Consider the following 21,147-nt stretch of genomic DNA (forward strand, 5'->3'; position numbering starts at 1 on the left):
CTACAACCCTCGCTCCTTCACCCAAGCCCGGACTTTGATTCCCGGCTCAATGACATTAATGCCTGAGATAATGATTTGATCGCCATCCGCTAACCCTTGCAAGATCTGTCCGTTGTCATTCATCGTAATGTCGGCTCTCGCAACCACACCTTGGTCATCGACGCGCCAAACGTAAGTTTTTCCATTTTCTTCAAAGAGCGCAGAATCTGGAATTTTGGTCGCTCCGGAGTTTTGTGACACGAGATACGCATTGCCTGACATACCTGGAAGAATGCCTAGCTCTGGCGGTCTTTCCATCACCATCGTCACTTTATAGCTGCCCGTTTTTGGGTCGGCTTCGGTGTCAATTTCTTGGAAAGTCAGATCGAAAGAGCGTTCGGGAAACGCGTCGAATATCATTTTTGCTGAAACATTCACGCCTTGCGTATAGCGGTTGAGCAAATAGTCAGGCAGTTGAAAAATAACCTTCATTACCTGATTGGTTTGAATGTTCATCACTCCTTCTTTGGCGGCAACGTATTCATGATTTTCGGCAGGAAGATAAGAAATGGTGCCATCGTAAGGAGCAACAAGTTGGGTGTAGCGCAAGTTCGCTTTGGCTTGATCCCATTGCGCTTTAGCGGAGTTATGATTAGCTTTCGCTTCATCAAAATCTTGTTCAGAGACCACTTGGTCTTTCCGCAGCTTTTTATAGCGCTTGTACTGAACATCAGCTAACGCAAAATTCGCTCTTGCTTGCTTTTCCAGTAAGGAATATTCATCTGGGTTAAGAACTGCTAGCACATCGCCTTTTTTAACGACTTGCCCTTCATTAACTTCGATCGATTGAAGCAACCCTGGGACACGAAATGCGAGTACAGCTCTGTCACCGGCTTCTGTGGTGGCGGGGAAATGGCGTTCAAATTGTGCGTTGCCAACAGAAACAGTAAAAAGTTTTGCGGGGCGAGATTCTGGCTCAGGAACTGGTGGAAGCTCTTTACCACAACCCGACAATGCAGCCGTGACGGCTATCGGAATGAGCAGTTTTCTCATCACATTCATCCATAAAAAGTAAGTGATTACATTTAAAGTAGATGAATTATGAATTAACTTCCAGAGCACAAAAGATTAATTATGCTTAAAAATTAGTAATTTGTGATAAAAAAGCAGGCTTGTCGCCTGCTTTATTTAAATCATTGATAGATGCATCAAGTTTAGAGTTTGCTGAACTCTCGGTTCACCCTAAATGTATCGGACGTCACATACGCTTCCATGTTACGAATTTTACCATCAAGACGGTCAAAATCTCTTTCCAAAACACAGAGCAGTTGATCCGGACTTTGTCCTTTCTGCCAAGGCTTACTTTTAAGCGTATGCTCTTGCTGCTCTCTTATGTTTTCAGAATATCTCACGGGTTGCTTTTCGAGCATAAATGCCATCGCGATATACGCTAACACCACTAAGAATGTACCACCTAATAGGGCAGCAGAAATCACTACAATACGAATCAACCAAACTTCTGCACCAAAGTAGTTGGCAAATCCGGCACAAACACCGGAGATTTTGCCATTTACTGGATCACGATACAGTTCTCGATTATTCATACTTACGTCTCCACGTTGGTGACTCAGCATCTAAGATGCGCTCCAATGTATCAACTCGAGACTGCATCGCTTCCGCTTTTTCAGACAGTACCTGAAGGCGCTCTAAGTCTTGGCTCGACAGTGCACTATCCGTTTTGCGTTTGCTGCGATAGTGTAAGAAGAGCCATAGTGGAGCGACAAAGATTAAAAAGACAATCACTGGTCCTACTATCAAAAATGCCAACATAAATGGCTCCTCTCTTATTTATCTTGCGATGACATCTGTTCTTTCAGTTTTGCCAACTCTTTTTCAATTTCGTCTTGTGCCTGAAGCTCTGCAAACTCTTGCTCTAGCGATTTTGCATTCCCAGTTTGAGCGTACAAATCGGCTTCCGCTTCCATTTCGTCAATTTTACGAGAATATTGATCGAACTTCGCCATTGCTTCATTTGTGCGGCTAGTATGCAGATGCTTTTGAACATCGCGACGGTTAGACGCTGTTTGATTACGAATCGCTAGCGCTTGTTGCTTTGCACGTGTTTCTGCGATTTTGTTCTCAAGCTTACCGATTTCACCCGTCAACTTGTTGATCGTTTCTTCCACCAGCGTTTGCTCTGTGTGCAAACCTTTTACGACTTGCTCAAGTTTTTGCTTTTCAATTAGGGCTGCACGCGCCAAATCTTCGCGCTCTTTAACCAACGCTAGGCTCGCTTTTTGACCCCATTCGCCAATTTGCTCTTCTAGCATCTCAACTTTACGAGCCAGCTCTTTTTTGTCTGCAATCGCTTTAGCCGAGTTAGTACGCACTTCTACAAGTGTGTCTTCCATTTCTTGAATGATAAGACGGATCATTTTTTCAGGATCTTCCGCCTTGTCTAGCAATGCACTGATGTTTGAGTTAACGATATCTGCAAAACGAGAAAAAATACCCATAACGGAACTCCTCTTTTTTTCCTATTAAAACTCGACAAAGTGGTGATTCACCTTGTGTCTCCCTGAATATATAACAAGTACCATGCCAACTTTTATAATCTATTAAAATCAACAAGTTATCAGTCACCTTGTTGTTATGCACCGTTATGCTATGATGTTTTTCACCAACAGTTGGTAAAATTCACCAACTCTGCGCTTAAATTAGGCTAGGTAGCAAAAATAAGAAGGATTTTATGAAGCAAAACCTTATTGGTGAATCTCCCGCTTTTCTCGCTGTATTGGATAAAGTATCACAACTCGCCCCAATTGAACGTCCCGTCCTCATTATTGGTGAGCGAGGTACCGGTAAAGAACTGATCGCTCAACGTTTGCATTACTTATCAAAACGTTGGGATAAGCCACTTCTTTCTCTCAACTGTGCGACCTTAAGCGAAGGTTTGATTGACTCCGAGTTGTTCGGCCATGAATCCGGCTCGTTCACTGGTTCAAAAGGCAAGCATAAAGGCCGTTTTGAACGTGCGGAAGGTGGCACTTTGTTCTTGGATGAGTTGGCAACTGCGCCGTTACTTGTGCAAGAGAAGCTGCTGCGAGTGATTGAATACGGTGAATACGAACGCGTCGGTGGCCATACCGCTCTTAACGCGGATGTACGCTTAGTGTGTGCTACCAATGCAGATTTGCCACGACTGGCTGAGCAAGGTGATTTCCGGGCCGACTTACTCGATCGTCTAGCCTTTGACGTTATCATGTTGCCACCATTGCGAGAACGCAAAGAAGATATCCTGTCGCTTGCCGAACATTATGCAATGAAAATGTGTCGAGAGTTGCAACTCGAATACTTCGTTGGTTTCACTCATCAAGCGCAACAAGCCCTGCTCGATTACTCGTGGCCAGGTAATGTGCGTGAGCTAAAAAACGTAATTGAGCGCGCTATCTATCAACACGGACTAAATGCAGAACCGATTGATGAGCTGATTTTTAACCCTTTTGCCACTGGTTGGAACAATGCGCTTGGTCATACTGCGGCAAACGAAGATCCTCAGGAAGAAGCTTCGTCTCAAACGACTTCGATCCACTTCCCTCTCGACTACAAACAGTGGCAAGAGGAGCAAGATATCAATCTTCTCAATCGTGCCTTGGAAGAAGCAAAATTCAACCAACGACAAGCAGCCGAATTGTTGGGATTAAGCTATCACCAGCTACGAGGTATGGTCAGAAAGTACGGTTTAGTCGGACAAAGTTAACAAAACCAAAAACACCACTAGCCATAGATAACGCAACTCATGTCTGCAAAATTCGGGCTACAGTGTTAAATAGACATCGTATTTTGATCTAACACCCTACCAGCAAAAGATTTTGTGTTTGGAGCGAGTTCACAAAGGTGTTAAATTAGCGAGATCATTTTCGCTTGTGAGCTCCGGACGAGTAAGATCAAATGAAACAAGCAAAATCCAATGAACATTTCATATTATGAATGCTTTTATAAGATTATCGCTGAGCCTTATTGGTATTAGCTTACTGACTGCCTGTGGTGAAGAAATCGATCACAACGATATTCGCCAAGCAGGTTTTGTGTTTTGTGGGCAAGGTAAACCAACAACATTTAACCCTCAGCTTGTAGACAGTGGTATTACAGCCGAGGCGTTAAGCCCTCAGTTGTACGACACCTTACTCACGCTTGATCCTAAAACACACCAACCTATTGCAAGCATTGCGGAAAGTTGGTCTGTGAACAAGGAAGGTACTGAGTACACATTCAAGCTCAAACATGGCGTTCAGTTCCAAACGACACCGTGGTTTTCTCCGACTCGCCCGTTAAATTCAAAAGACGTGGTATTCAGCTTTAAGAGAATCATTGATGTAGACCATCCTTTTCATCAAGTTGGTGGTGGTTTTTATCCATGGTTTGCTGGTTTAGATTTTCAAAATCTATTGCAAGATGTGATTGCTGTCGATGATTACACAGTGACGTTTAAACTCGCGCAACCAAACTTTTCATTCTTGGCAAACATCGCCACCAGCCATGCGGTAATACTGTCAGCAGAATACGGTCAACAATTGGCGGCAAAAGACAACAAAGAGCAAATCGACCAACTCCCTATTGGTTCAGGGCCTTACCAGCTCAAAGAGTATCAAGTAAACGATTTGATTCGCTTGGAACGTCATCCGAACTACTGGAACTCGCCAGCGAAAATGGAACAAGTAGTGTTCGACATTTCACACCGTGGTACTGGCACGTTAGCTAAGTTGCTGCGCAATGAATGCGATGTTTTGTCTTCACCTATCTCTAGCCAGATCCCAATCATTCAAGAAGATGAAAACCTTGAGTTGACGGCAACACCAGCAAATAACGTTTCCTTTATTGCGATTAATACCGAGACTCCAGCACTTCGCGACCCAAGAGTCCGCCAAGCTTTGAACCTTGCGATCAATCGTCAAAATATCTTGGATTCGGTTTATTACGGTACAGGAACCCTAGCTTATACATTGCTGCCGCCGAACTCTTGGGCGTATCAAAAAGACAGTGCGAAAATTCGTTATGACCGAAATTACGCTCTCGCTCTACTTCGTGAAGCGGGATACGAAGATGGTCTAAAACTGTCGATGTGGGTGCCGCTAGAGCCAAGAGCATTCAACCCAAGTCCACGCAAAACTGCTGAGCTCATTCAGGCGAACTTCGCCGATATCGGCATCAAGCTGACTCTGCTCACCGACGACCGTTTCGAACGAGTGGATCTTGAAAACATCAACGATATCGACTTGCTCCTTACTGGCTGGATTGGCGATACTGGCGATCCGGATAACTTCTTCCGTCCTTTACTATCGTGCGAATCAGACCGAGTGGGCCTTAACGTTTCGATGTGGTGTAACGATGATTTCGATTTTTTGCTGGATCTCGCGCTAGAGACGCAAGAGCAACGTTACCGCCTAAACCTGTATCGTCAGGCGCAAAATATTTTGAATGAAGAGTTTCCAGTTATTCCGTTGGCACATGGGGTTCAATTCCGTGTGCACGACAAGTCATTAACTGGCTTCAAATCGAGCCCTTTCAATGCCCAACCGTTTGATAGAGTTGAGAGAATCCACTGATGTTTTGGTACACCGTTCGACGATTTAACCTCTTTTTCATCACTTTGATGATTCTCACTTTGGTGGGCTTTTCTCTGCTGCGCCTTGACCCGCTTTCACATTGGGCAAATGTTGAGTTCTGGTCTGGCTGGCAAAGCTACTTGATTAACCTTTCTCAGCTCGATTTTGGTTTGAGCAAAAACGGCAATGCGATTTACGACGAACTCGCGGTTGTTTTTCCTGCCACATTAGAATTGTGCTTTTTCGCCTTCCTGGTTTCGCTCTTAATCGGTATCCCGCTTGGTACGATTGCAGGGATGAAACAGGGTAAGTGGCTAGACACTGGTATCTCGTTTCTTTCGATGTCGGGTTACTCTGCTCCGATTTTCTGGGTGGCACTACTGCTGATCATGGTCTTCTCGTTGGAATACCATATCTTCCCTGTTGCTGGACGCTATGACTTGCTGTACGAAATCGACCATGTGACTGGGTTTGCCATTATTGACGCCTTTATGGCGAAAGGTGAATACCGAGCTCACGCACTGCAAAGTGTCATCGAGCACATGGTTCTGCCGTGTTTGGTTCTGGCGTTAGCACCTACGACTCAAGTTGTTGGTTTGATGCGTGCTTCTGTTGCAGAAGTTATGAGCCAAAACTACATCCGCGCAGCCCGAATCAAAGGTTTATCGAATCGTGAGATCGTCACTCAGCACGTAATGCGTAACGCCATTCCGCCCATCATTCCAAAAGTTGGTGTTCAGCTATCTAGCATGATCACTTTAGCGATCATCACCGAGTCGATCTTTAACTGGCCGGGAATTGGTCGCTGGTTGCTGGATGCGCTTGCCAATCAAGATTACGCCTCAATCCAAGCAGGAGTAATGGTGCTTGCGACTCTCGTATTAACTGCCAATATCCTTTCGGACTTGATTGGCGCCATGATCAACCCTCTGGTGAGAAAGGAATGGTATGCTAACAAATAACGTTTATCAGGAAGAACGCATTCCAACTCAGTTCGAGCGATTTTGGCGTAGTTACCGCGCTAACGGGTTAGCGATGTTTGGCTTGTGGTGTTTAGGCTTGATTGTATTGATCACTATTTTAGCTCCGTGGCTTGCCCCGTTTGATCCACAAGCACAATCTGGTGAGTTACTCGTTCCCCCTTCATGGGCACCAGCGGGCACCGTCGATTACTTTTTAGGAACCGATGACTTAGGTCGTGATATTCTGTCGCGCTTGATCATGGGCTCTCAACTGACTTTTGGCGCAGCAGTTGGCATTACTGCGATTGCGACCATCGTAGGTTGCTTTATCGGAGTGCTGGCGGGGATGACGAAAGGTCTGCTTTCCAGTACTTTGAACCACCTTCTCGACACCGTTATGTCGATTCCATCGCTATTGCTCGCGATCATTTTTGTGGCATTCCTTGGCTTTGGTGAATTTAATATCTTGCTGGCGATTTGTTTGGCCCTGATCCCACGCTTTATTCGCTCGGTGTATATTGCCGTACATACTGAGGTAGAAAAAGATTACATCATGGCAGCCCGCCTAGATGGCGCAAATGACTTCTACTTACTGTGGAGCTCGATTCTTCCAAACATTTTAACCGTCATTGCAGCAGAGATTACTCTCGCTCTGTCTGCGGCCATTTTGGATATTACAGCTCTTGGATTTCTTGGCTTGGGTGCTCAAGCACCGAGTACCGAATGGGGTGCCATTTTGGGTGATTCCGTCGAGCTGATTTACATCGCACCATGGACCGTGACGCTTCCGGGTCTGACCATCATGTTCACCGTAATTATCTTAAACTTAGTAGGTGAAGGTGTACGCCAAGCGCTGAATGCGGGGATCGAATAATGCCGTTATTAGATATTCGACATCTGACTATCGAGATCGAAACACCACAAGGGATGGTGAAAGCCGTCGACCGAATGAGCCTAACGCTCAACGAAGGTGAAATTCGAGGCTTGGTGGGCGAGTCTGGCTCAGGTAAAAGCTTAGTTGCGAAAGCGATCGTGGGGGTTTGTAAGGACAACTGGCGAATCACCGCGGACCGAATGCGCTTGGGTAACATCGACCTTTTACAGCTTACGCCGAAAGAGCGTCGACGCGTCATTGCCCGCGATATCGCGATGATCTTCCAAGAACCCTCAACCTGTTTGGACCCTTCCGAAGAAGTAGGACGTCAGTTAATTGAGTCTATCCCCTCTCGCGCCTTTGAAGGCAAGTGGTGGGAGCGATTCAAATGGCGTAAAAAACAGGCCATTGCGCTACTGCACAAAGTTGGTATCAAAGATCACAAACGCTTGATGGGCAGCTACCCGTACGAGCTAACAGATGGTGAATGTCAAAAAGTCATGATCGCCATGGCCATCGCAACCAAACCTAAATTGTTGATTGCCGATGAACCAACTAACGACTTGGACCCCATCACTCAATCGCAGATTCTGCGTTTGTTGAGCCGAATGAACCAGCTCAACAACACCACGATTTTGCTGATCGGTCACGACTTGGCTACCATCACGCAATGGGCAAGCCGAATTACCGTCATGTACTGTGGTCAGTCGGTTGAGTCTGCCGACACAGACAAAATCATCGAAGCACCCAAACACCCTTACACTGACGCGCTGCTAAAAGCGATGCCAGATTTTAATGATTGGGTACCGCACAAGCAGAAACTGCAATCGCTACCTGGGTCTATCCCTCCTTTGCAGCACCTGCCAATTGGTTGTCGATTAGGGCCGCGTTGTCCGTACGCGCAAAAACAGTGTGTTGAAATTCCACACACGCGACGCATTAAAAACCATAAGTTTAACTGCCACTTTCCATTGAACACGGAGAAGAAGTCATGAGTGCGTTACTCGAAGTCGATAACTTATCGAAGCAGTTTGTCACGCGTTCTCGACTGTTCAGACGTCAAGTTAATGAAGCAGTTAAACCCGTGAGCTTTACGCTAGAACCGGGGCAAACTATTGGCTTTATTGGCCAGAATGGCTCCGGTAAATCAACACTTGCACGTATGCTCGCAGGCGTTGTTGAACCGAGTTCTGGTGAGATCCGAGTCAATGGTGAGCGTTTAGAACACAAAGATTACGCAACGCGATGCAAGTTGATTCGCATGATTTTCCAAGACCCAAACACGTCATTGAATCCTCGGATTCAAATTGGACGAATCTTGGAAGGTCCGTTGAAACGAAACACCAACATGCCGCCAGATGCACGAATGAAGCGTGTAAAAGAGACGTTGCTTCGCGTGGGGCTTCTGCCGGAGCACGCCTACTTCTATCCTCAAATGCTTGCTGCGGGTCAAAAACAGCGTGTGTGTTTGGCTCGTGCACTCATCCTTCAGCCATCAATCATTGTGGCGGATGAAGCGCTAAATGGTTTGGATATGGCGATGCGCTCGCAGATCATCAACCTGTTCTTGGAGCTGCAAGAAGAGATGGGCTTGTCGTTTGTGTACGTGTCTCAGCATATCGGTATCGTAAAACACATCACCGACAAAGTGATGGTAATGCACGAAGGCGAAGTGGTTGAGTTTGGAGAGACAAACCAAGTCCTTACTAATCCAGAACATGCGATTACCCAGCGCTTGGTAGAAAGCCATTTCTACAAAGCGCCAAGCCACTAAACAGACGACTCACGAAAAACAAAAAGCCTGCTTTCATGCAGGCTTTTTCTATTGGGTGAAGCGAGTAAAGTCAGATTAACGACGGCTTGCTTGTTTGCGCAGTTCGAAATCAAACTCGTCAGGAAACAACACCACGCCTTCTTCGTTTTGATTCGGGAATACAACAACCGATAGCTCATCATCTTCTAGGCCAGTAGTCCAACGGCTATGCCATTTGTTAAGAGAGATCGCTTCTGGTTCACACTCTTCCCAGTCACCCGTTGCCCACTGCTTGGCAAATTCTTCATTTGGCCACACAGGAACGCAATCATCGTCTTCTGTGTTTAACATGACACAGCCGTGCTCGTCTTTAAGAATCCAAACTTTACGATTCGCGACAATCTCTTTGACACAATACTTTAGGCGCTGCTCTTCGTTATAGCGATTAATCGTATCGATTTGTTCTTGGGTGAGTTGCTCAGACATATCAGTCTCCTGTTTCCCATAGAAAAATGCCCGCAGCTAAGCGGGCATTTACAGTATATGCTGGTAATAGTGAAATTACGCTAGCTCAGTTTGAAGCCAAGGCCAACCTTGCTTCTTACGGCTTAGTGTATTTTCCATCATTAGCATGCCGTCTTTCTCGTGCTTAACAAGTTTCTCAGCCCACTCACCTTTGTATAGAAGACGAGTTTGAGCAGTTGTGATGTCTGTTAGCATAACAGCAGCGAACGCTAGGTTATCTTTCTCACAACGAGATTCTAGGTCTGCTTCTAGTGCTTCGATCATACCGTCAACTTGCTCAAGAGTTGCAAGTTCAACCTGACCAACCACTACGTCACGACCGTTGAATGGGTAACCTTTAAGGTCCTTTTCAACGAGTTGAGCCGCAGATAGACCTTCGATATTTGTCTTAGCAATTAGAAGATCTTTCGTGAATGCATCCACATCTTGTACGTCAGCGATTGCAGCTAGCTCAGCAACAGCATCTTTGTCTTTTTGTGTACAAGTTGGAGAAGCGAAGCCTACTGTGTCAGATAGGATTGCTGACATCATTAGCTTAGCGATTTGAGGCTTGATCTCGTGACCTTCAATCTTGAACATGTTGAATAGTACTGTGTTAGTACAGCCAACAGGCCAGATCCATGCTTCCATTGGGTTCACTGTCATCACGTCACCTAGACGGTGGTGGTCAACGATACCCGCGATTTCAGCTTCAGCGATGTCGTCTGGTGCTTGCGCTAGATCTGAGTAGTCTACTAGCCAAACGGTTTCACCCGCTACTGAAGTGCGAAGTTCTGGAACTTCTGCGCCAGCTACTTCAAGAATGTGCTGAGTTTCACGGTTGATTTCGCCCTGACGAATTGGCATTGCTTCAACGCCACGCGCCTTTAGAAGTTCTGTTGCAACTAGTGCACTACAAATACTGTCACTGTCTGGGTTCTTATGACCTACAACTAGAATCATGTTTCTTCCTATCCAAGTCAATTTGATACGCTTCCGAACAATGGCACGGTGTGCCGTGGAAGCTGTTTGCTCACAAAGGCCGATACTTTACCTGATTTGAGGGAATTTGACACGAAGAAAAGTTCACAACCCTATTGCGAATAAATCTCATTTACATATAATGATAACTATTACCATTTGCATTTGAGTTAACGATGAACGCGACCCGATTTTTGCACTCCGCACAGCAGCTATTTCAGCCAACTCAGTTCCAGTTAGCTTATAAGCGACTGCTTATCCCCATTATCATGCTTGTCTTATTAGCGAATGAGAACACCCGAGAGATCACAGTGACCACGCTTTCCGATTCTTTCTGGGCAGTATCTTGTTATGTCGCAGCAACCTTGGCGATTTATCATTACCTCTCCAACTTTATGTCGAAGACGAATCGCATCACTCAGCTCTATCATCGCTCTCGTCATCATCAGGTGTTTTTTGCAGCCCTACTCGGTGCGCTTCCGGGCTGTGGCGGCGCTATTGTTGTTACGACTCAATTTATTAGTGGACGAGTAGGATTTGGCGCAATCGTAGCCGTACTGACATCAACCATGGGCGATGCGGCATTCTTGTTACTCGCGGCAAAACCGTCCGTCGGCGTTGGCGTCGTCGCACTTGGCATTGTGGTAGGTACGGTTTCGGGTTTGATCGTCAACGCATTTCATCCTGATGATTTTCTACGCCCCGAGCCAAAGCAAGCGAGCGCCCACCACCATTGTTGTCAGCATCAAAGCGAGCGATACACGCCTTTAGAGCAACGTGCGATTAATCTTCAAGGCGCATTCTGGAAGTGGTTGATAATCCCTGCGAGCATGGTGGCCGTAATGACCTCATTCCAAGTGGATATCAATCAGCTACTGAATTTGAGTCCAAGTAGCATTGAATGGTTAGGAGCGATATTTGCGGTGGTCTCCATGTCGTTGTGGGCAATGACAAAAGAGTTGGGAGATTATCAATCGACGGTGTCAGAAGATGAAAAAATCGTTGATTCACACCCGATTCAAAAAGCAGCTCAAGACACCAACTTTGTCAGCGCGTGGGTTATCGTGGCGTTTCTTGCGTTTGAATTAACGACCTATTTTTCAGGCCTCGATTTGGCTGCTACCTTCTCAAATTGGGGCATCTGGATGCCATTGGCTGGTTTAGCCATCGGTATGCTACCAGGCTGCGGCCCACAGATTCTCGTCACCAGTTTGTACATTACTGGTGCCGCACCATTATCCGCGCAGATTGCGAATGCGATTTCTAACGATGGAGATGCACTGTTCCCCGCGATTGCCATGGCTCCCAAAGCGGCATTGATGGCAACGGTCTATTCTTCTATCCCTGCGTTCATTGTGGGCTATGGCTATTACTTTATGTTTGAGTTTTAGTTATTCCGTTCTCAAAAAGAACGCGTAAAAACAAGAAAAGAGCCCAAGTGGCTCTTTTCGTTTAATACGTCGTTTTCAATGACCTTTACGCGGTCACTATTGCTTTGGCATTCAGACCTCTATCGACACTCACTAGAAGCAACTGACAAGGATCTTGGTTGAGCTTTTCTCCGGTCCAGTAGTCATACCAATCAACGGGCTGATCCGCTGTGAGAGTAAATTCAGTCGCATTGTGATTCGCGTAATTGAACAAACAATGTAGATCATTCTTGTCCGTCAGTTTCAAAAAAGCATGGCTCAAACTTAACGCCGTGAACTTAGCAGATTCTTGGCTGCGTCGTTGTCGCAACATCAGCTTCGCCAAGGTTTTACTCGCAAATGGCGTGATTTCCGGGAGAGGGTCGCCAGACAAAAGCAAGCCGCCAGACGCCAATAATACGGTACGGTGAAACTCGTAGTCTTCACGTGATGCCGCTTGATTAGCAAGAGAAGTAAACGTCGCGCAGTCTGGGTCAATTTGCCACAACTTACGATGCTGCCAGCTACGAAAAAACGTCTCTTTAGCGATCTGTTCAAAACGGTGGCTATGGCGCTCGACGTCATCAGACACACGCATCGCATCCACCAGCCCCAAAGATGGCCACATTGGCGCGTTGCAGCCAAGCAACCACGCGTCTCCTGCGCCTCTGGCGATCGCCTCCATCCCTAATCGATACGCTTCAACACCCGTAATACCAGACTGACTACGTTTTCCTTTTAGTGTTCCCCAGTAGTTTGCATCGAGCTTAAACAGCTCTACGCCCCACTCTAGCCTCATCACTGACACCACGTGCGTTAGATGATCTTGCACTTCGGGGTTAGACGTATCGAGAATATACCAAGGCGTGCAACGCCAGCCACCGTAGGTAACATCTTCAGCTTTAAGGAGCTGACCGTCAGGATGACGAACAAACCATTCAGGATGTTGCTTAAAGACCTCAGATTCTGGCTGCGCTATGAAAGGAGCCATCCAAATCGCAGGCTTTTTGCCTTTTGCGCGAATGTTTTGAATCAACTCCTTCACACCGCCAGAGAATTTATCCGACGGCGTAAGCCAATCCCCCATGAACGCTTGATAGCCATCATCCAGAAGTACCCATTCTAGGTCTTCGAGCTTGTCTTGCATGCAATCAACATTTTCTAAAACATTTTGCTCGGTCACATCGGCATAGTACGCATACCAAGAACACCAGCCTATCGGTGCATCCTGCGTAACACCATTGCGAATAGGATGATGCGCGGCAATCATCTCGCTGAACTCTTGATACAGATCGGATAGCGAGTTGCCAGTTAAAATCGTAATGGACTCAAGTTGATTGTGTTCCCAATCCGCCACTTGCGTGTGTTCGCCATCGATTGCAGCGGTCAGTATCCACTGCCCATTTCGCTGTTGTATATCAAAGTAACCAGCAAATCGACGGCACGTCGTGAAGCCAAACAAGGTGTAACCAGCAGAATCCTCAATCACTAGATAGTTGTAGTAACGCTTAGGTGCATGTTGCGAGTACACACGGTATGGGGGAATGTTGTCGGGGCATCGACCTATTTCAATAGGATGCGTGATCGTTCCTGACGTTTGCGCTAACATTTGAAAACCATCACCAATCACGTTGGCTTCGTGCTCGTATAGAAACGGCATTTCGAACAACACTTCACGGTCAGTAAAGGTCTTATTGTGAAGCCCAGAGAAAGAGAAATGGGCTTGATTACCAATCACATCCACGTGCAGATCGTTATCGATGATCGTCATTTCGGAATGGTTGGCTAACTGAATGGTCTGAGCCATATTGCATCTACTCACTGATTATTATTGTTTTGTGTCCAATTGACCCCACGATGCTTGGTTGCGCGTGAAGCCTTTTGAATATGACTTCATTATCCTGTGAATGATGCGAGCAATTCGTTATTTTCGTCACGAATCCATGCACTCTGACGCTCAAAAACGGTTATTGAGATAACGCTCACTGAAATTTTGGTTAAAAAAATACCAACCCGAAGGCTGGTATTTCTATTTATGCAAATTGCACTAATTAAGCAACTTCGATTGGACCACCGAATGAAGTTACTGGCGGTACTTTGCCTGTGAACTTCTCGAAGTCTACGATACATGTGTTCGCAGAAGTCGCTTGAGCAAGCTCAGAAGAGCCGATGTCCTGCGTTAGCGTATTAGGGTCACCGTAAGTACAGATTGCGCCTTCTTTCTCGTTTAGAGGGCCGTACCATGCACCTTCTTCGATACGGATAACGCCACGTGGGTAGCTGTCAGTTAGAACAGCACCAGCTAGTAGCTGACCGCGGCCGTTGAATACGCGTACCAAGTCACCGTCTTTAATGCCTTTTGCTTTTGCATCGATTGGGTTGATGTAAACAGGCTCACGACCTTGCACCGCGTATGTCGCGCGGAACTCTTCAGACTCACACATTTGAGAGTGCAGACGCTTGTCTGGGTGACAAGACTGCAACCAGAATGGGTATTTGTCTGAACCAGGGCCACCGTGTGAACGCTCTGATTTTTCGAACCACATTGGGTGCTCTTGACAGTGTTCGTAACCGTAACGGCCGATCTTACGTGATGTAATCTCGATGAAGCCAGACGGTGTACCTAGAGGGTTAAGCTCAGGGTCTTTACGGAAGTCTGCGTGACGAACCCAAGGTTTACCTTCACCGAAGTCTAGTACGCTCTTCTCCCAGAACTCATTGAATTCTGGCATTTCGAACTTACCTTCGTTCGCTTTCTTACAATCGTTGTATAGGCTTTCGATCCACTCCATCTCGCTCATACCACGAGTGTATTCTTCGCGGCGACCAAAACGCTGAGTGAGTTCACTCATGATTTGGAAGTCAGGCTTAGATTGGAACAATGGATCGACGAGACGATGCATCGCGATCAGACCTTTGTTCGAGTATGAACCGTACACGTCGATGTCGTTACGTTCCCATTGCGTACACGCAGGTAGAACGATGTCAGAGAAACGACATGTTGCAGTCCAAGCAAACTCGATCGTTACAACCGTTTGAAGTTTGCGGAACGCTTTCTTCATGCGGTTACGATCTTGATGGTGGTGCCATGGGTTACAACCCGAGATAACCATCATCTTGAAGTCTGGCAGTTTCACTTTACCGCCGTTGTAGTTGATCTCTTTGCCTGGCTCAAGCAGACAGTCGATCCAACGTGCAACTGGGATAGTACGGCTGTAACCGTTAAAGTCGTTGTTGTCCCACTTCGGCTTCATACCTTGGTCAAGGTTACGAGGGAAACCACCAGGGCCCGCGAAACCAGTAGAAGGCACACCGATACTTGAGTAGTGGTGACCGTAAGAGATACCACCGCCAGGTAGACCGATTTGACCAACCATTGCCGCAACCACAGCCGCCGCCCAGTATGGCTGCTCACCGTGCTCTTGGCGCTGGATACACCAACCCATCAGGATCTGTGTACGGCCGCTTACTAGCATGCGTGCGAATTCACGAATCTTGTCCGCTTTCACGCCACAGATAGCCGCTGCCCATTCTGGTGTCTTCTCTACTTTGTCTTTTGTCTTACCTTGAACGTATTGGATGAACTCTTCAAAGCCTAGACAGTAAGTATCAATGAACTTCTTGTCGTACAGGTTTTCGTTGTACAGAACATGAGCCACAGCCAGCATGAATGCTACGTCTGTCATCGGGTTGATGTACAGGTGATCGTTCTCTAGGTAGCGTTGCGTTTTGTTCTTAACTGGGTCAACAGACAGAACGTTGATCTCGCCTTTCGCTACTTTTTCTTTTAGCTCTGCAAGGTACTTGAATGATTCGTGAGTTTCACAGTTCCAACCTACTTGTAGGTTTTTCACTGGGTCGTTTGCCCACAGAATGATGTTGTCTGAGTTCTCTAGAATTTCAGACCAAGACGTACCTTGTGCGTAAACTTCGGTTGAACCAAGTACGTAAGGCATGATGGTTTGACCTGCACCAGTCGAGTAGTCGCCTACTTTAGTGATGAAGTTACCGTGCATACCTACTGCACGTTGCATGTGCGCGGTACAGTTGTTGAATGAACCTGTTTGGTTCCAACCAGTTTGACCAGCATGCAGAGCCCAAGGACCGTATTCTTTTTGAACACGTTCTAGCTCACGGTAGAACAAGTCTAGAGCTTCATCCCAAGTCACACGGATGAAACGGTTGTTACCGCGAGTATCCGCGCTGTATTTGTGTTTCTTCAACCAATCTAGACGAACCATTGGGTAACGAACACGTGAAGGGCTGTAGATAATACCCTTGATGCCGTTCAACATTTCTGTTGGGTTTTTGTCTAGTTCTAGCGGTTTGATCTCTTGAACTTTACCCGCGTAGATGTGGGCGCGGAACGCGCCCCAGTGTGAGCCTGTTACTTTCCAAGTACCAGTCGACTCAGCTGCGTTTGCAGAAGCTGACGCCAATAAGCTTGGACCGATAACTGACGCTGCACTTGTGGTTGCTACACCTTTAAGAAAACTTCTTCGTGTAATAGCCATTTAAATTACTCCAATCCGCGCTTATTAGTGGTGGCCTTCAGCATAATCTGAAGAGTGCTTCTGTAGATATTTCAAGATCAGTGCTTCACTGTCTGTATCTAGGTTAACGAACGCAAGCATGCCGTCGAACATACCTGGCCAGGTGTTCGCATCGAAGTGCGCTTCAGCTGGTTGTGTATGACATACAGAACAGTTTGTTTTGTATGCTTCTTTCGATTTTTCCCATACAGGGTTGATGTCGTTCAGCATAGACTCTTTCTTGATCCATACTTTCGCTGCCACTTTCTCCCAAGGAAGACCAGTCAGCTCGTCCACTCGTTTTTCACCAGTCGTAACGATGTTGCTGTCTGTAGACGCTTCTTTAAGTAGAGACGCAGTTGCAATGTTCTTACCGAAATCTTCTTGAATTACGCGACCAAAGCCTTTCGCTTTACGCCAGCCGTCAATTTCGATTTCGATGAAGTCACCTTTATCTTCCAGAACTTTTACTGTTGATGCAGGGTTTAGAAGACCCGCTTCTTTCGCGCCTTGCGCGTCAAAGTAAATTGGAAGGTGACGAATACTTACGAGCTCTTGACCTACTGCGTAGTCAGTACCTGATGTCATTTGCTCTAGATCACCCACGATGCCGCCGATGCTATCCATACCTGCTGGTAGGTTGTGCGCGATACCTTTGTGACAGTCAACACAGCTTTGATCTTTTTCTGCCGCTTGCTTCATCTGGATACGAGCTGTTGGAGACATTTGCTCGAAGTCCATAGACTCGTAGTTGTGACAGTTTTTACACTCTAGAGATTTGTTTGCAGAGAAACGATCCCATTCGTGTTTAGCAAGTTCGATACGACGCTCTTCGAAAACGCCAGGTTCAGAGTAGTTGCCAAAAACTTGCGCAAATACTTCTTTAGAAGCCTGCATTTTACGAGCGATTTTGTCAGTCCAGTTGTGAGGAACGTGACAGTCAGGACAAGTAGCACGAACACCAGAGTGGTTTTTCCAGTGAACCGTGTCTTGCAGCTCAACGTATACGTTGTCACGCATGGTGTGACAGCTAATACAGAATTCTTCAGTGTTGGTTGCTTCTAGCGCGGTGTTAAAGCCACCCCAGAAAATAACACCAGCGATGAAACCGCCCATAGTCAGCACGCCAAGGCTGATATGAACTGCCGGGCGCGTCATCGTACGCCACAGTTTAATGATTAATGATTTCATTATTTGCTCTCTTAAAATCTTTTCAAAAGTGTGGTTGTGAGCTCACTGGCTTACATGCCGTGTGCGCCTGGAGGACCAAAGAAGAACACTTGTAGTGCCCAAACGATAAATCCGTAGCCGCCTACGAAAGCCACACTCAGAATTGGGAAGAGAACAACTGCAATGAAGAGGAAAGACTTCCACTCCAGTGAGCGTTTTTCGCCACTCTCAATTTTATTAACATCAGTCATACATTTGCCTATTTTGTATCTAGTGTTATTGAAAAGCCCGTGTAACCAAGCTTAAGTTTTTACAATCTCTAATTGAAAATGTTAGACCATACTAATAGTAAGGTTCAATCAAATAACTCCCTTCAAGCCTTGTAATTCAACACTTTTTTGAGCTCATCCAGAGTTGTGTGGGATTGATATTATTTATTAAAAAACATGAACAGATATGAAAAAATAAGTCTTTTAAAACCTTGTTAAACTTACAACATTTACAAAACATAAATTACATTTGAGCGGTAAAATTCGTGCCGAAAAATTACTCAAACTCCTGAGAAAGATAATGACTTGTAAACAAAATGATAAAAAACATTTTATAAAACCTCTCGCAATTTCCACCATGAAAAAAGCAAAAATTACCCATTGAGATTCATATAGAGAATGGGGTTGGTTACAATTCTAAGCGGCAATTTCAAGGAGTGATTATGAACAGTGTGGTGGACATTAGTTGGGCAAAATTAGCGGCTTTCAGTTTGATTCTGTTAGTGCCACTTGCGATCAATGCACGCTATAGATTAGGCATCGCGAAAGATGCATCAGTCAGCGTTGTGCGTATGACTTTACAGCTCGTTCTGATCGGGGTTTATCTTGAATATCTCTTTCAATTAAACAGTTTGATCATCAACTTACTTTGGCTTGCGATTATGCTCGTCGTAGGAGCAAGTTCCATTGCAGGGAAAGCACGTTTACCGAAAAAGCCGCTCATGCTGCCACTTCTAACTGGGCTTGTATGTGGCTTGTTTCCACTACTAATTGCGATCACCGCTGGCTTGGTGCGTCCTACTCCGCTTTACAATGCACAATATATGATCCCATTGGCAGGCATGCTGTTAGGCAATAGTCTGAGCAGTAATATCATCGCGCTACAAAACTTATTCTCTGCTTTTGAAGAGCGTAAATCTGAGTACGAAGCTGCCATCTCACTGGGTGCCGCCCCTAAATACGCTTCCTTTCCTTTCGTTCAGGAGGCTCTGAGAAAATCGTTAGCGCCAACGCTAGCCTCAATGACCACGATGGGCCTTGTCACACTTCCTGGTATGATGACGGGGCAAATCCTAGGGGGCGCAAGCCCATTGGTTGCCATTAAATATCAACTGGTCATCATGCTAGCTATTTTTGTCATGATGAGCGTCTCTGTTGCCATCACACTTGAAATGACATTGAGCTTTGTACAAACAAAAGAAGGCCGTGTTACGGTCAAAGTACGCCCAGTTGATGGAATGAAGCGAGGTCAGTAATTGGCCACATAACCCCCTAATTTTATGAAATTTTCTGGATCTTCAGAGATACTCACGATCTTTGATACAGGTTATCCACAGAAAATGTGGATAAGCCACCAAAAGATATACGCAACCAGAAACATAGCCACATTTCTGAGTCTCCTGTCTTATCAACATGCAATGGTCATATTTCAGTCAACTCACTGACATCTTCGGCTTCTACATTGTGCTTAGATACAAAATGGAGCAGATATCATGGACGTATTGATCATGGCGGAAAAACACGATGAGTTACTGTCTGACTTGCCGGTTGAATGGCTTGTGCAAGAGCCACAAGAGATAACATCTCACTGGTTGCCAAACGAATTTGGAATCAATGAAGAGCTGATTTAGAAAGCACTTTCACCCAAATACGACGTACAAAAAAGGCGAGCTACCTAGCTCGCCTTTCTCTTTCTTTGGGCTCTATCGCAGATGCTTGTCTTCATCACGTAGATAGATCATCCAGTACCACATACCGACGAACACACCGCCGCCGATGATGTTACCGATCGTGACTGGGATAAGGTTGTTAACGATAAAGCCCATCATGTTCAAGTCCGCATAATTTGCGATATCAGCACCTGTCATTTGCCAGAAGGCTTCTGGCGCAAAGTATTTGATACCAATAGCCATTGGAACTTGGAACATGTTCGCAATACAGTGCTCAAAACCAGCGGAGACGAACATCGCTACTGGCAAAATCATTACCGCGATTTTGTCTGTTAATGTACGGCCACTGAATGTCATCCAAACCGCAATACAAACTAACACGTTACACATGATGCCAAGTGCAACCGCCGCAAAAAAACCATGGTGCAATTTATGTTGTGAAATGGCCATGGCATTCAAACCAACTTGACCGTGATCGAACATGTATTGCTTTGTCACCAACATACACGCCACCAGCAAAATAGCGCCAACCATATTGCCGAAATAAACCACAAACCAGTTTTTAACCAGCGTTTTCCATGAAATTTTGCCACTCGCACGCGCAACCAGAGTCAGAACCGAACTGGTAAAAAGCTCGCCGCCAGTAACCACCACCAAAATCAAACCAAGGCTAAATGCTAGACCGCCAATGAGTCGTGTGATGCCCCAAGGCAGATCACCCGCACCTGTCGTTACTGTGGTATAGAAAATGAAAGCAATACCAATATGAAGCCCCGCAGAAATGGCGAGCAGAAAAGATTTGATTGGAGCTTTCGTTGCTTTGCCTACACCTACTTCGGCGGCACGTTCAGCAGCCTGAGGTGGCAATAAAGAGTCAAACTGATTGAAGTTCATGGAAGTGTAACATTTAGAAACAATTAAAGAGGCGCGGATAATCGCTCCATTTCCTGACTTTTTCAAGGGCTATTTCTCATGTTTACTAAAAATGTTGTTGGTGAGACAGGAATCGATAAAACTCAACTATAGTTTGTTGTCTTAACTATCATTGATATTAAACAAGATACTCAGCGTTCGAACAAAAATTCCACGTTATATCAGTCTGATAGCAATGCAGTTAACACTTCTTGTTGTTTTGTGTTGCTCAACACTGGTTTTAAGACTAGCTTGGATAAAAAAGCGCAAAGGAATTATCTATGAAATATTCAGCTGAACACATCGCCGAACTGAACCTTCTTCTTCAATTCGATTTAAGCAGTGCAGCGACAGGCATTAAAGTCCATTCAGATGCCTCAGAAGAGATGCAAGCAGCAGTTGCGCGTCTTTACCAAAAGCAATTGTGTACGCAACCTGATGGTGGTTATCTAACCGACGAAGGCATTGAAGTTGCAGAACACGCAGACAAAATCTTACGCGTACTTTCTGCAGAATAACTACCGCC

21 protein-coding genes are annotated in these 21,147 nt (G+C 45.8%); 10 read left to right on the forward strand and 11 right to left on the reverse strand.

What is annotated here, in order from left to right:
- The 4 genes from vmeG to pspA all read right to left on the reverse strand — a co-directional run bounded on the left by vmeG (position 1) and on the right by pspA (position 2,495).
- Complete coding sequence (vmeG, locus tag NL646_RS07200; RefSeq protein WP_031854080.1) at positions 1-1,032, reverse strand: efflux RND transporter periplasmic adaptor subunit VmeG; 1,032 nt, start codon at positions 1,030-1,032, stop codon at positions 1-3.
- 161 nt (positions 1,033-1,193) lie between these two features.
- A complete protein-coding gene (gene pspC / locus NL646_RS07205) occupies positions 1,194-1,583 on the reverse strand; it encodes an envelope stress response membrane protein PspC (RefSeq protein WP_025498752.1) in 390 nt (129 codons plus the stop codon).
- Positions 1,576-1,809, reverse strand: coding sequence for an envelope stress response membrane protein PspB (pspB, locus tag NL646_RS07210; protein ID WP_005495682.1), 234 nt, complete (start codon positions 1,807-1,809; stop codon positions 1,576-1,578). Before pspB ends, pspC begins: the two co-directional genes overlap by 8 nt.
- Before the next feature lie 14 nt (positions 1,810-1,823).
- Positions 1,824-2,495 carry a phage shock protein PspA gene (gene pspA, locus NL646_RS07215; protein WP_005462360.1) on the reverse strand — a complete coding sequence of 224 codons (672 nt, stop codon included), beginning with the start codon at positions 2,493-2,495 and terminating at the stop codon, positions 1,824-1,826.
- A gap of 233 nt (positions 2,496-2,728) precedes the next feature.
- On the opposite strand from pspA, the gene pspF reads away from it, so the two are divergent.
- From pspF to NL646_RS07245, 6 genes are all read left to right on the forward strand, one after another.
- Positions 2,729-3,739: a phage shock protein operon transcriptional activator gene (gene pspF / locus NL646_RS07220; RefSeq protein WP_005495684.1), complete on the forward strand. Its 1,011-nt coding sequence runs from the start codon at positions 2,729-2,731 to the stop codon at positions 3,737-3,739.
- Between the two features lie 226 nt (positions 3,740-3,965).
- The gene (sapA, locus tag NL646_RS07225; protein WP_193240676.1) at positions 3,966-5,585 is read left to right on the forward strand and encodes an ABC transporter substrate-binding protein SapA; all 1,620 of its coding nucleotides are present in this window, start codon (positions 3,966-3,968) and stop codon (positions 5,583-5,585) included.
- Positions 5,585-6,547, forward strand: a complete 963-nt coding sequence (locus NL646_RS07230; RefSeq protein ID WP_005478933.1) for an ABC transporter permease subunit — start codon at positions 5,585-5,587, stop codon at positions 6,545-6,547. The genes sapA and NL646_RS07230 overlap by 1 nt, the downstream gene beginning before the upstream one ends.
- Positions 6,534-7,421 carry an ABC transporter permease subunit gene (locus NL646_RS07235; RefSeq protein ID WP_005462338.1) on the forward strand — a complete coding sequence of 296 codons (888 nt, stop codon included), beginning with the start codon at positions 6,534-6,536 and terminating at the stop codon, positions 7,419-7,421. Before NL646_RS07230 ends, NL646_RS07235 begins: the two co-directional genes overlap by 14 nt.
- The gene (locus NL646_RS07240; protein WP_005462378.1) at positions 7,421-8,416 is read left to right on the forward strand and encodes an oligopeptide/dipeptide ABC transporter ATP-binding protein; all 996 of its coding nucleotides are present in this window, start codon (positions 7,421-7,423) and stop codon (positions 8,414-8,416) included. Before NL646_RS07235 ends, NL646_RS07240 begins: the two co-directional genes overlap by 1 nt.
- Entirely contained in the window at positions 8,413-9,195 is a 783-nt protein-coding gene (locus tag NL646_RS07245) for an ATP-binding cassette domain-containing protein (protein ID WP_005462331.1), read from the forward strand. The genes NL646_RS07240 and NL646_RS07245 overlap by 4 nt, the downstream gene beginning before the upstream one ends.
- A 75-nt stretch (positions 9,196-9,270) precedes the next feature.
- Here NL646_RS07245 and NL646_RS07250 read toward each other — a convergent pair whose 3' ends face one another.
- Together NL646_RS07250 and NL646_RS07255 are read right to left on the reverse strand one after the other, a co-directional pair.
- Positions 9,271-9,660 carry a DUF2750 domain-containing protein gene (locus tag NL646_RS07250; RefSeq protein ID WP_005478908.1) on the reverse strand — a complete coding sequence of 130 codons (390 nt, stop codon included), beginning with the start codon at positions 9,658-9,660 and terminating at the stop codon, positions 9,271-9,273.
- A gap of 75 nt (positions 9,661-9,735) precedes the next feature.
- Positions 9,736-10,641 (reverse strand): manganese-dependent inorganic pyrophosphatase, encoded by a 906-nt coding sequence (locus NL646_RS07255; RefSeq protein ID WP_005462364.1) that lies wholly within the window; start codon positions 10,639-10,641, stop codon positions 9,736-9,738.
- A 194-nt stretch (positions 10,642-10,835) separates the two neighbouring features.
- Here NL646_RS07255 and NL646_RS07260 point away from each other — a divergent pair, with 194 nt between their 5' ends.
- On the forward strand, positions 10,836-12,050 hold the full coding sequence (locus NL646_RS07260; protein WP_025635830.1) for a putative manganese transporter: 1,215 nt from the start codon (positions 10,836-10,838) through the stop codon (positions 12,048-12,050).
- Between the two features lie 85 nt (positions 12,051-12,135).
- On the opposite strand, the gene NL646_RS07265 is transcribed toward NL646_RS07260, so the two are convergent.
- The 4 genes from NL646_RS07265 to torE all read right to left on the reverse strand — a co-directional run bounded on the left by NL646_RS07265 (position 12,136) and on the right by torE (position 18,021).
- Complete coding sequence (locus NL646_RS07265) at positions 12,136-13,875, reverse strand: glycoside hydrolase family 36 protein (protein ID WP_021453812.1); 1,740 nt, start codon at positions 13,873-13,875, stop codon at positions 12,136-12,138.
- A 244-nt stretch (positions 13,876-14,119) separates the two neighbouring features.
- Complete coding sequence (gene torA, locus NL646_RS07270) at positions 14,120-16,582, reverse strand: trimethylamine-N-oxide reductase TorA (protein ID WP_005462326.1); 2,463 nt, start codon at positions 16,580-16,582, stop codon at positions 14,120-14,122.
- A gap of 24 nt (positions 16,583-16,606) precedes the next feature.
- Complete coding sequence (gene torC, locus NL646_RS07275; RefSeq protein WP_005462368.1) at positions 16,607-17,791, reverse strand: pentaheme c-type cytochrome TorC; 1,185 nt, start codon at positions 17,789-17,791, stop codon at positions 16,607-16,609.
- Between the two features lie 50 nt (positions 17,792-17,841).
- Positions 17,842-18,021: a trimethylamine N-oxide reductase system protein TorE gene (torE, locus tag NL646_RS07280; protein WP_253664042.1), complete on the reverse strand. Its 180-nt coding sequence runs from the start codon at positions 18,019-18,021 to the stop codon at positions 17,842-17,844.
- Positions 18,022-18,482: 461 nt separating this feature from the next.
- Here torE and NL646_RS07285 point away from each other — a divergent pair, with 461 nt between their 5' ends.
- Complete coding sequence (locus NL646_RS07285) at positions 18,483-19,295, forward strand: ABC transporter permease (RefSeq protein WP_005495697.1); 813 nt, start codon at positions 18,483-18,485, stop codon at positions 19,293-19,295.
- 237 nt (positions 19,296-19,532) lie between these two features.
- On the forward strand, positions 19,533-19,670 hold the full coding sequence (locus tag NL646_RS07290; protein ID WP_005462421.1) for a hypothetical protein: 138 nt from the start codon (positions 19,533-19,535) through the stop codon (positions 19,668-19,670).
- Between the two features lie 72 nt (positions 19,671-19,742).
- On the opposite strand, the gene focA is transcribed toward NL646_RS07290, so the two are convergent.
- A complete protein-coding gene (focA, locus tag NL646_RS07295) occupies positions 19,743-20,603 on the reverse strand; it encodes a formate transporter FocA (RefSeq protein WP_005462425.1) in 861 nt (286 codons plus the stop codon).
- Positions 20,604-20,902: 299 nt separating this feature from the next.
- On the opposite strand from focA, the gene NL646_RS07300 reads away from it, so the two are divergent.
- A complete protein-coding gene (locus tag NL646_RS07300) occupies positions 20,903-21,139 on the forward strand; it encodes a TIGR02647 family protein (RefSeq protein ID WP_005462432.1) in 237 nt (78 codons plus the stop codon).
- Positions 21,140-21,147 lie beyond the last annotated feature (8 nt).

The sequence above is a fragment of the Vibrio sp. Y20_XG_PY13 genome (assembly GCF_024181925.1).
GTDB classification, from domain to species: Bacteria; Pseudomonadota; Gammaproteobacteria; order Enterobacterales; family Vibrionaceae; genus Vibrio; species Vibrio parahaemolyticus.

Excerpts from the sequence above, each read along its gene's own strand:
- vmeG (WP_031854080.1), bottom strand. The coding sequence starts at position 1,032 with ATGAGAAAACTGCTCATTCCGATAGCCGTCACGGCTGCATTGTCGGGT.
- pspC (WP_025498752.1), bottom strand. The coding sequence starts at position 1,583 with ATGAATAATCGAGAACTGTATCGTGATCCAGTAAATGGCAAAATCTCC.
- pspB (WP_005495682.1), bottom strand. The coding sequence starts at position 1,809 with ATGTTGGCATTTTTGATAGTAGGACCAGTGATTGTCTTTTTAATCTTT.
- pspA (WP_005462360.1), bottom strand. The coding sequence starts at position 2,495 with ATGGGTATTTTTTCTCGTTTTGCAGATATCGTTAACTCAAACATCAGT.
- pspF (WP_005495684.1), top strand. The coding sequence starts at position 2,729 with ATGAAGCAAAACCTTATTGGTGAATCTCCCGCTTTTCTCGCTGTATTG.
- sapA (WP_193240676.1), top strand. The coding sequence starts at position 3,966 with ATGAATGCTTTTATAAGATTATCGCTGAGCCTTATTGGTATTAGCTTA.
- NL646_RS07230 (WP_005478933.1), top strand. The coding sequence starts at position 5,585 with ATGTTTTGGTACACCGTTCGACGATTTAACCTCTTTTTCATCACTTTG.
- NL646_RS07235 (WP_005462338.1), top strand. The coding sequence starts at position 6,534 with ATGCTAACAAATAACGTTTATCAGGAAGAACGCATTCCAACTCAGTTC.
- NL646_RS07240 (WP_005462378.1), top strand. The coding sequence starts at position 7,421 with ATGCCGTTATTAGATATTCGACATCTGACTATCGAGATCGAAACACCA.
- NL646_RS07245 (WP_005462331.1), top strand. The coding sequence starts at position 8,413 with ATGAGTGCGTTACTCGAAGTCGATAACTTATCGAAGCAGTTTGTCACG.
- NL646_RS07250 (WP_005478908.1), bottom strand. The coding sequence starts at position 9,660 with ATGTCTGAGCAACTCACCCAAGAACAAATCGATACGATTAATCGCTAT.
- NL646_RS07255 (WP_005462364.1), bottom strand. The coding sequence starts at position 10,641 with ATGATTCTAGTTGTAGGTCATAAGAACCCAGACAGTGACAGTATTTGT.
- NL646_RS07260 (WP_025635830.1), top strand. The coding sequence starts at position 10,836 with ATGAACGCGACCCGATTTTTGCACTCCGCACAGCAGCTATTTCAGCCA.
- NL646_RS07265 (WP_021453812.1), bottom strand. The coding sequence starts at position 13,875 with ATGGCTCAGACCATTCAGTTAGCCAACCATTCCGAAATGACGATCATC.
- torA (WP_005462326.1), bottom strand. The coding sequence starts at position 16,582 with ATGGCTATTACACGAAGAAGTTTTCTTAAAGGTGTAGCAACCACAAGT.
- torC (WP_005462368.1), bottom strand. The coding sequence starts at position 17,791 with ATGAAATCATTAATCATTAAACTGTGGCGTACGATGACGCGCCCGGCA.
- torE (WP_253664042.1), bottom strand. The coding sequence starts at position 18,021 with ATGACTGATGTTAATAAAATTGAGAGTGGCGAAAAACGCTCACTGGAG.
- NL646_RS07285 (WP_005495697.1), top strand. The coding sequence starts at position 18,483 with ATGAACAGTGTGGTGGACATTAGTTGGGCAAAATTAGCGGCTTTCAGT.
- NL646_RS07290 (WP_005462421.1), top strand. The coding sequence starts at position 19,533 with ATGGACGTATTGATCATGGCGGAAAAACACGATGAGTTACTGTCTGAC.
- focA (WP_005462425.1), bottom strand. The coding sequence starts at position 20,603 with ATGAACTTCAATCAGTTTGACTCTTTATTGCCACCTCAGGCTGCTGAA.
- NL646_RS07300 (WP_005462432.1), top strand. The coding sequence starts at position 20,903 with ATGAAATATTCAGCTGAACACATCGCCGAACTGAACCTTCTTCTTCAA.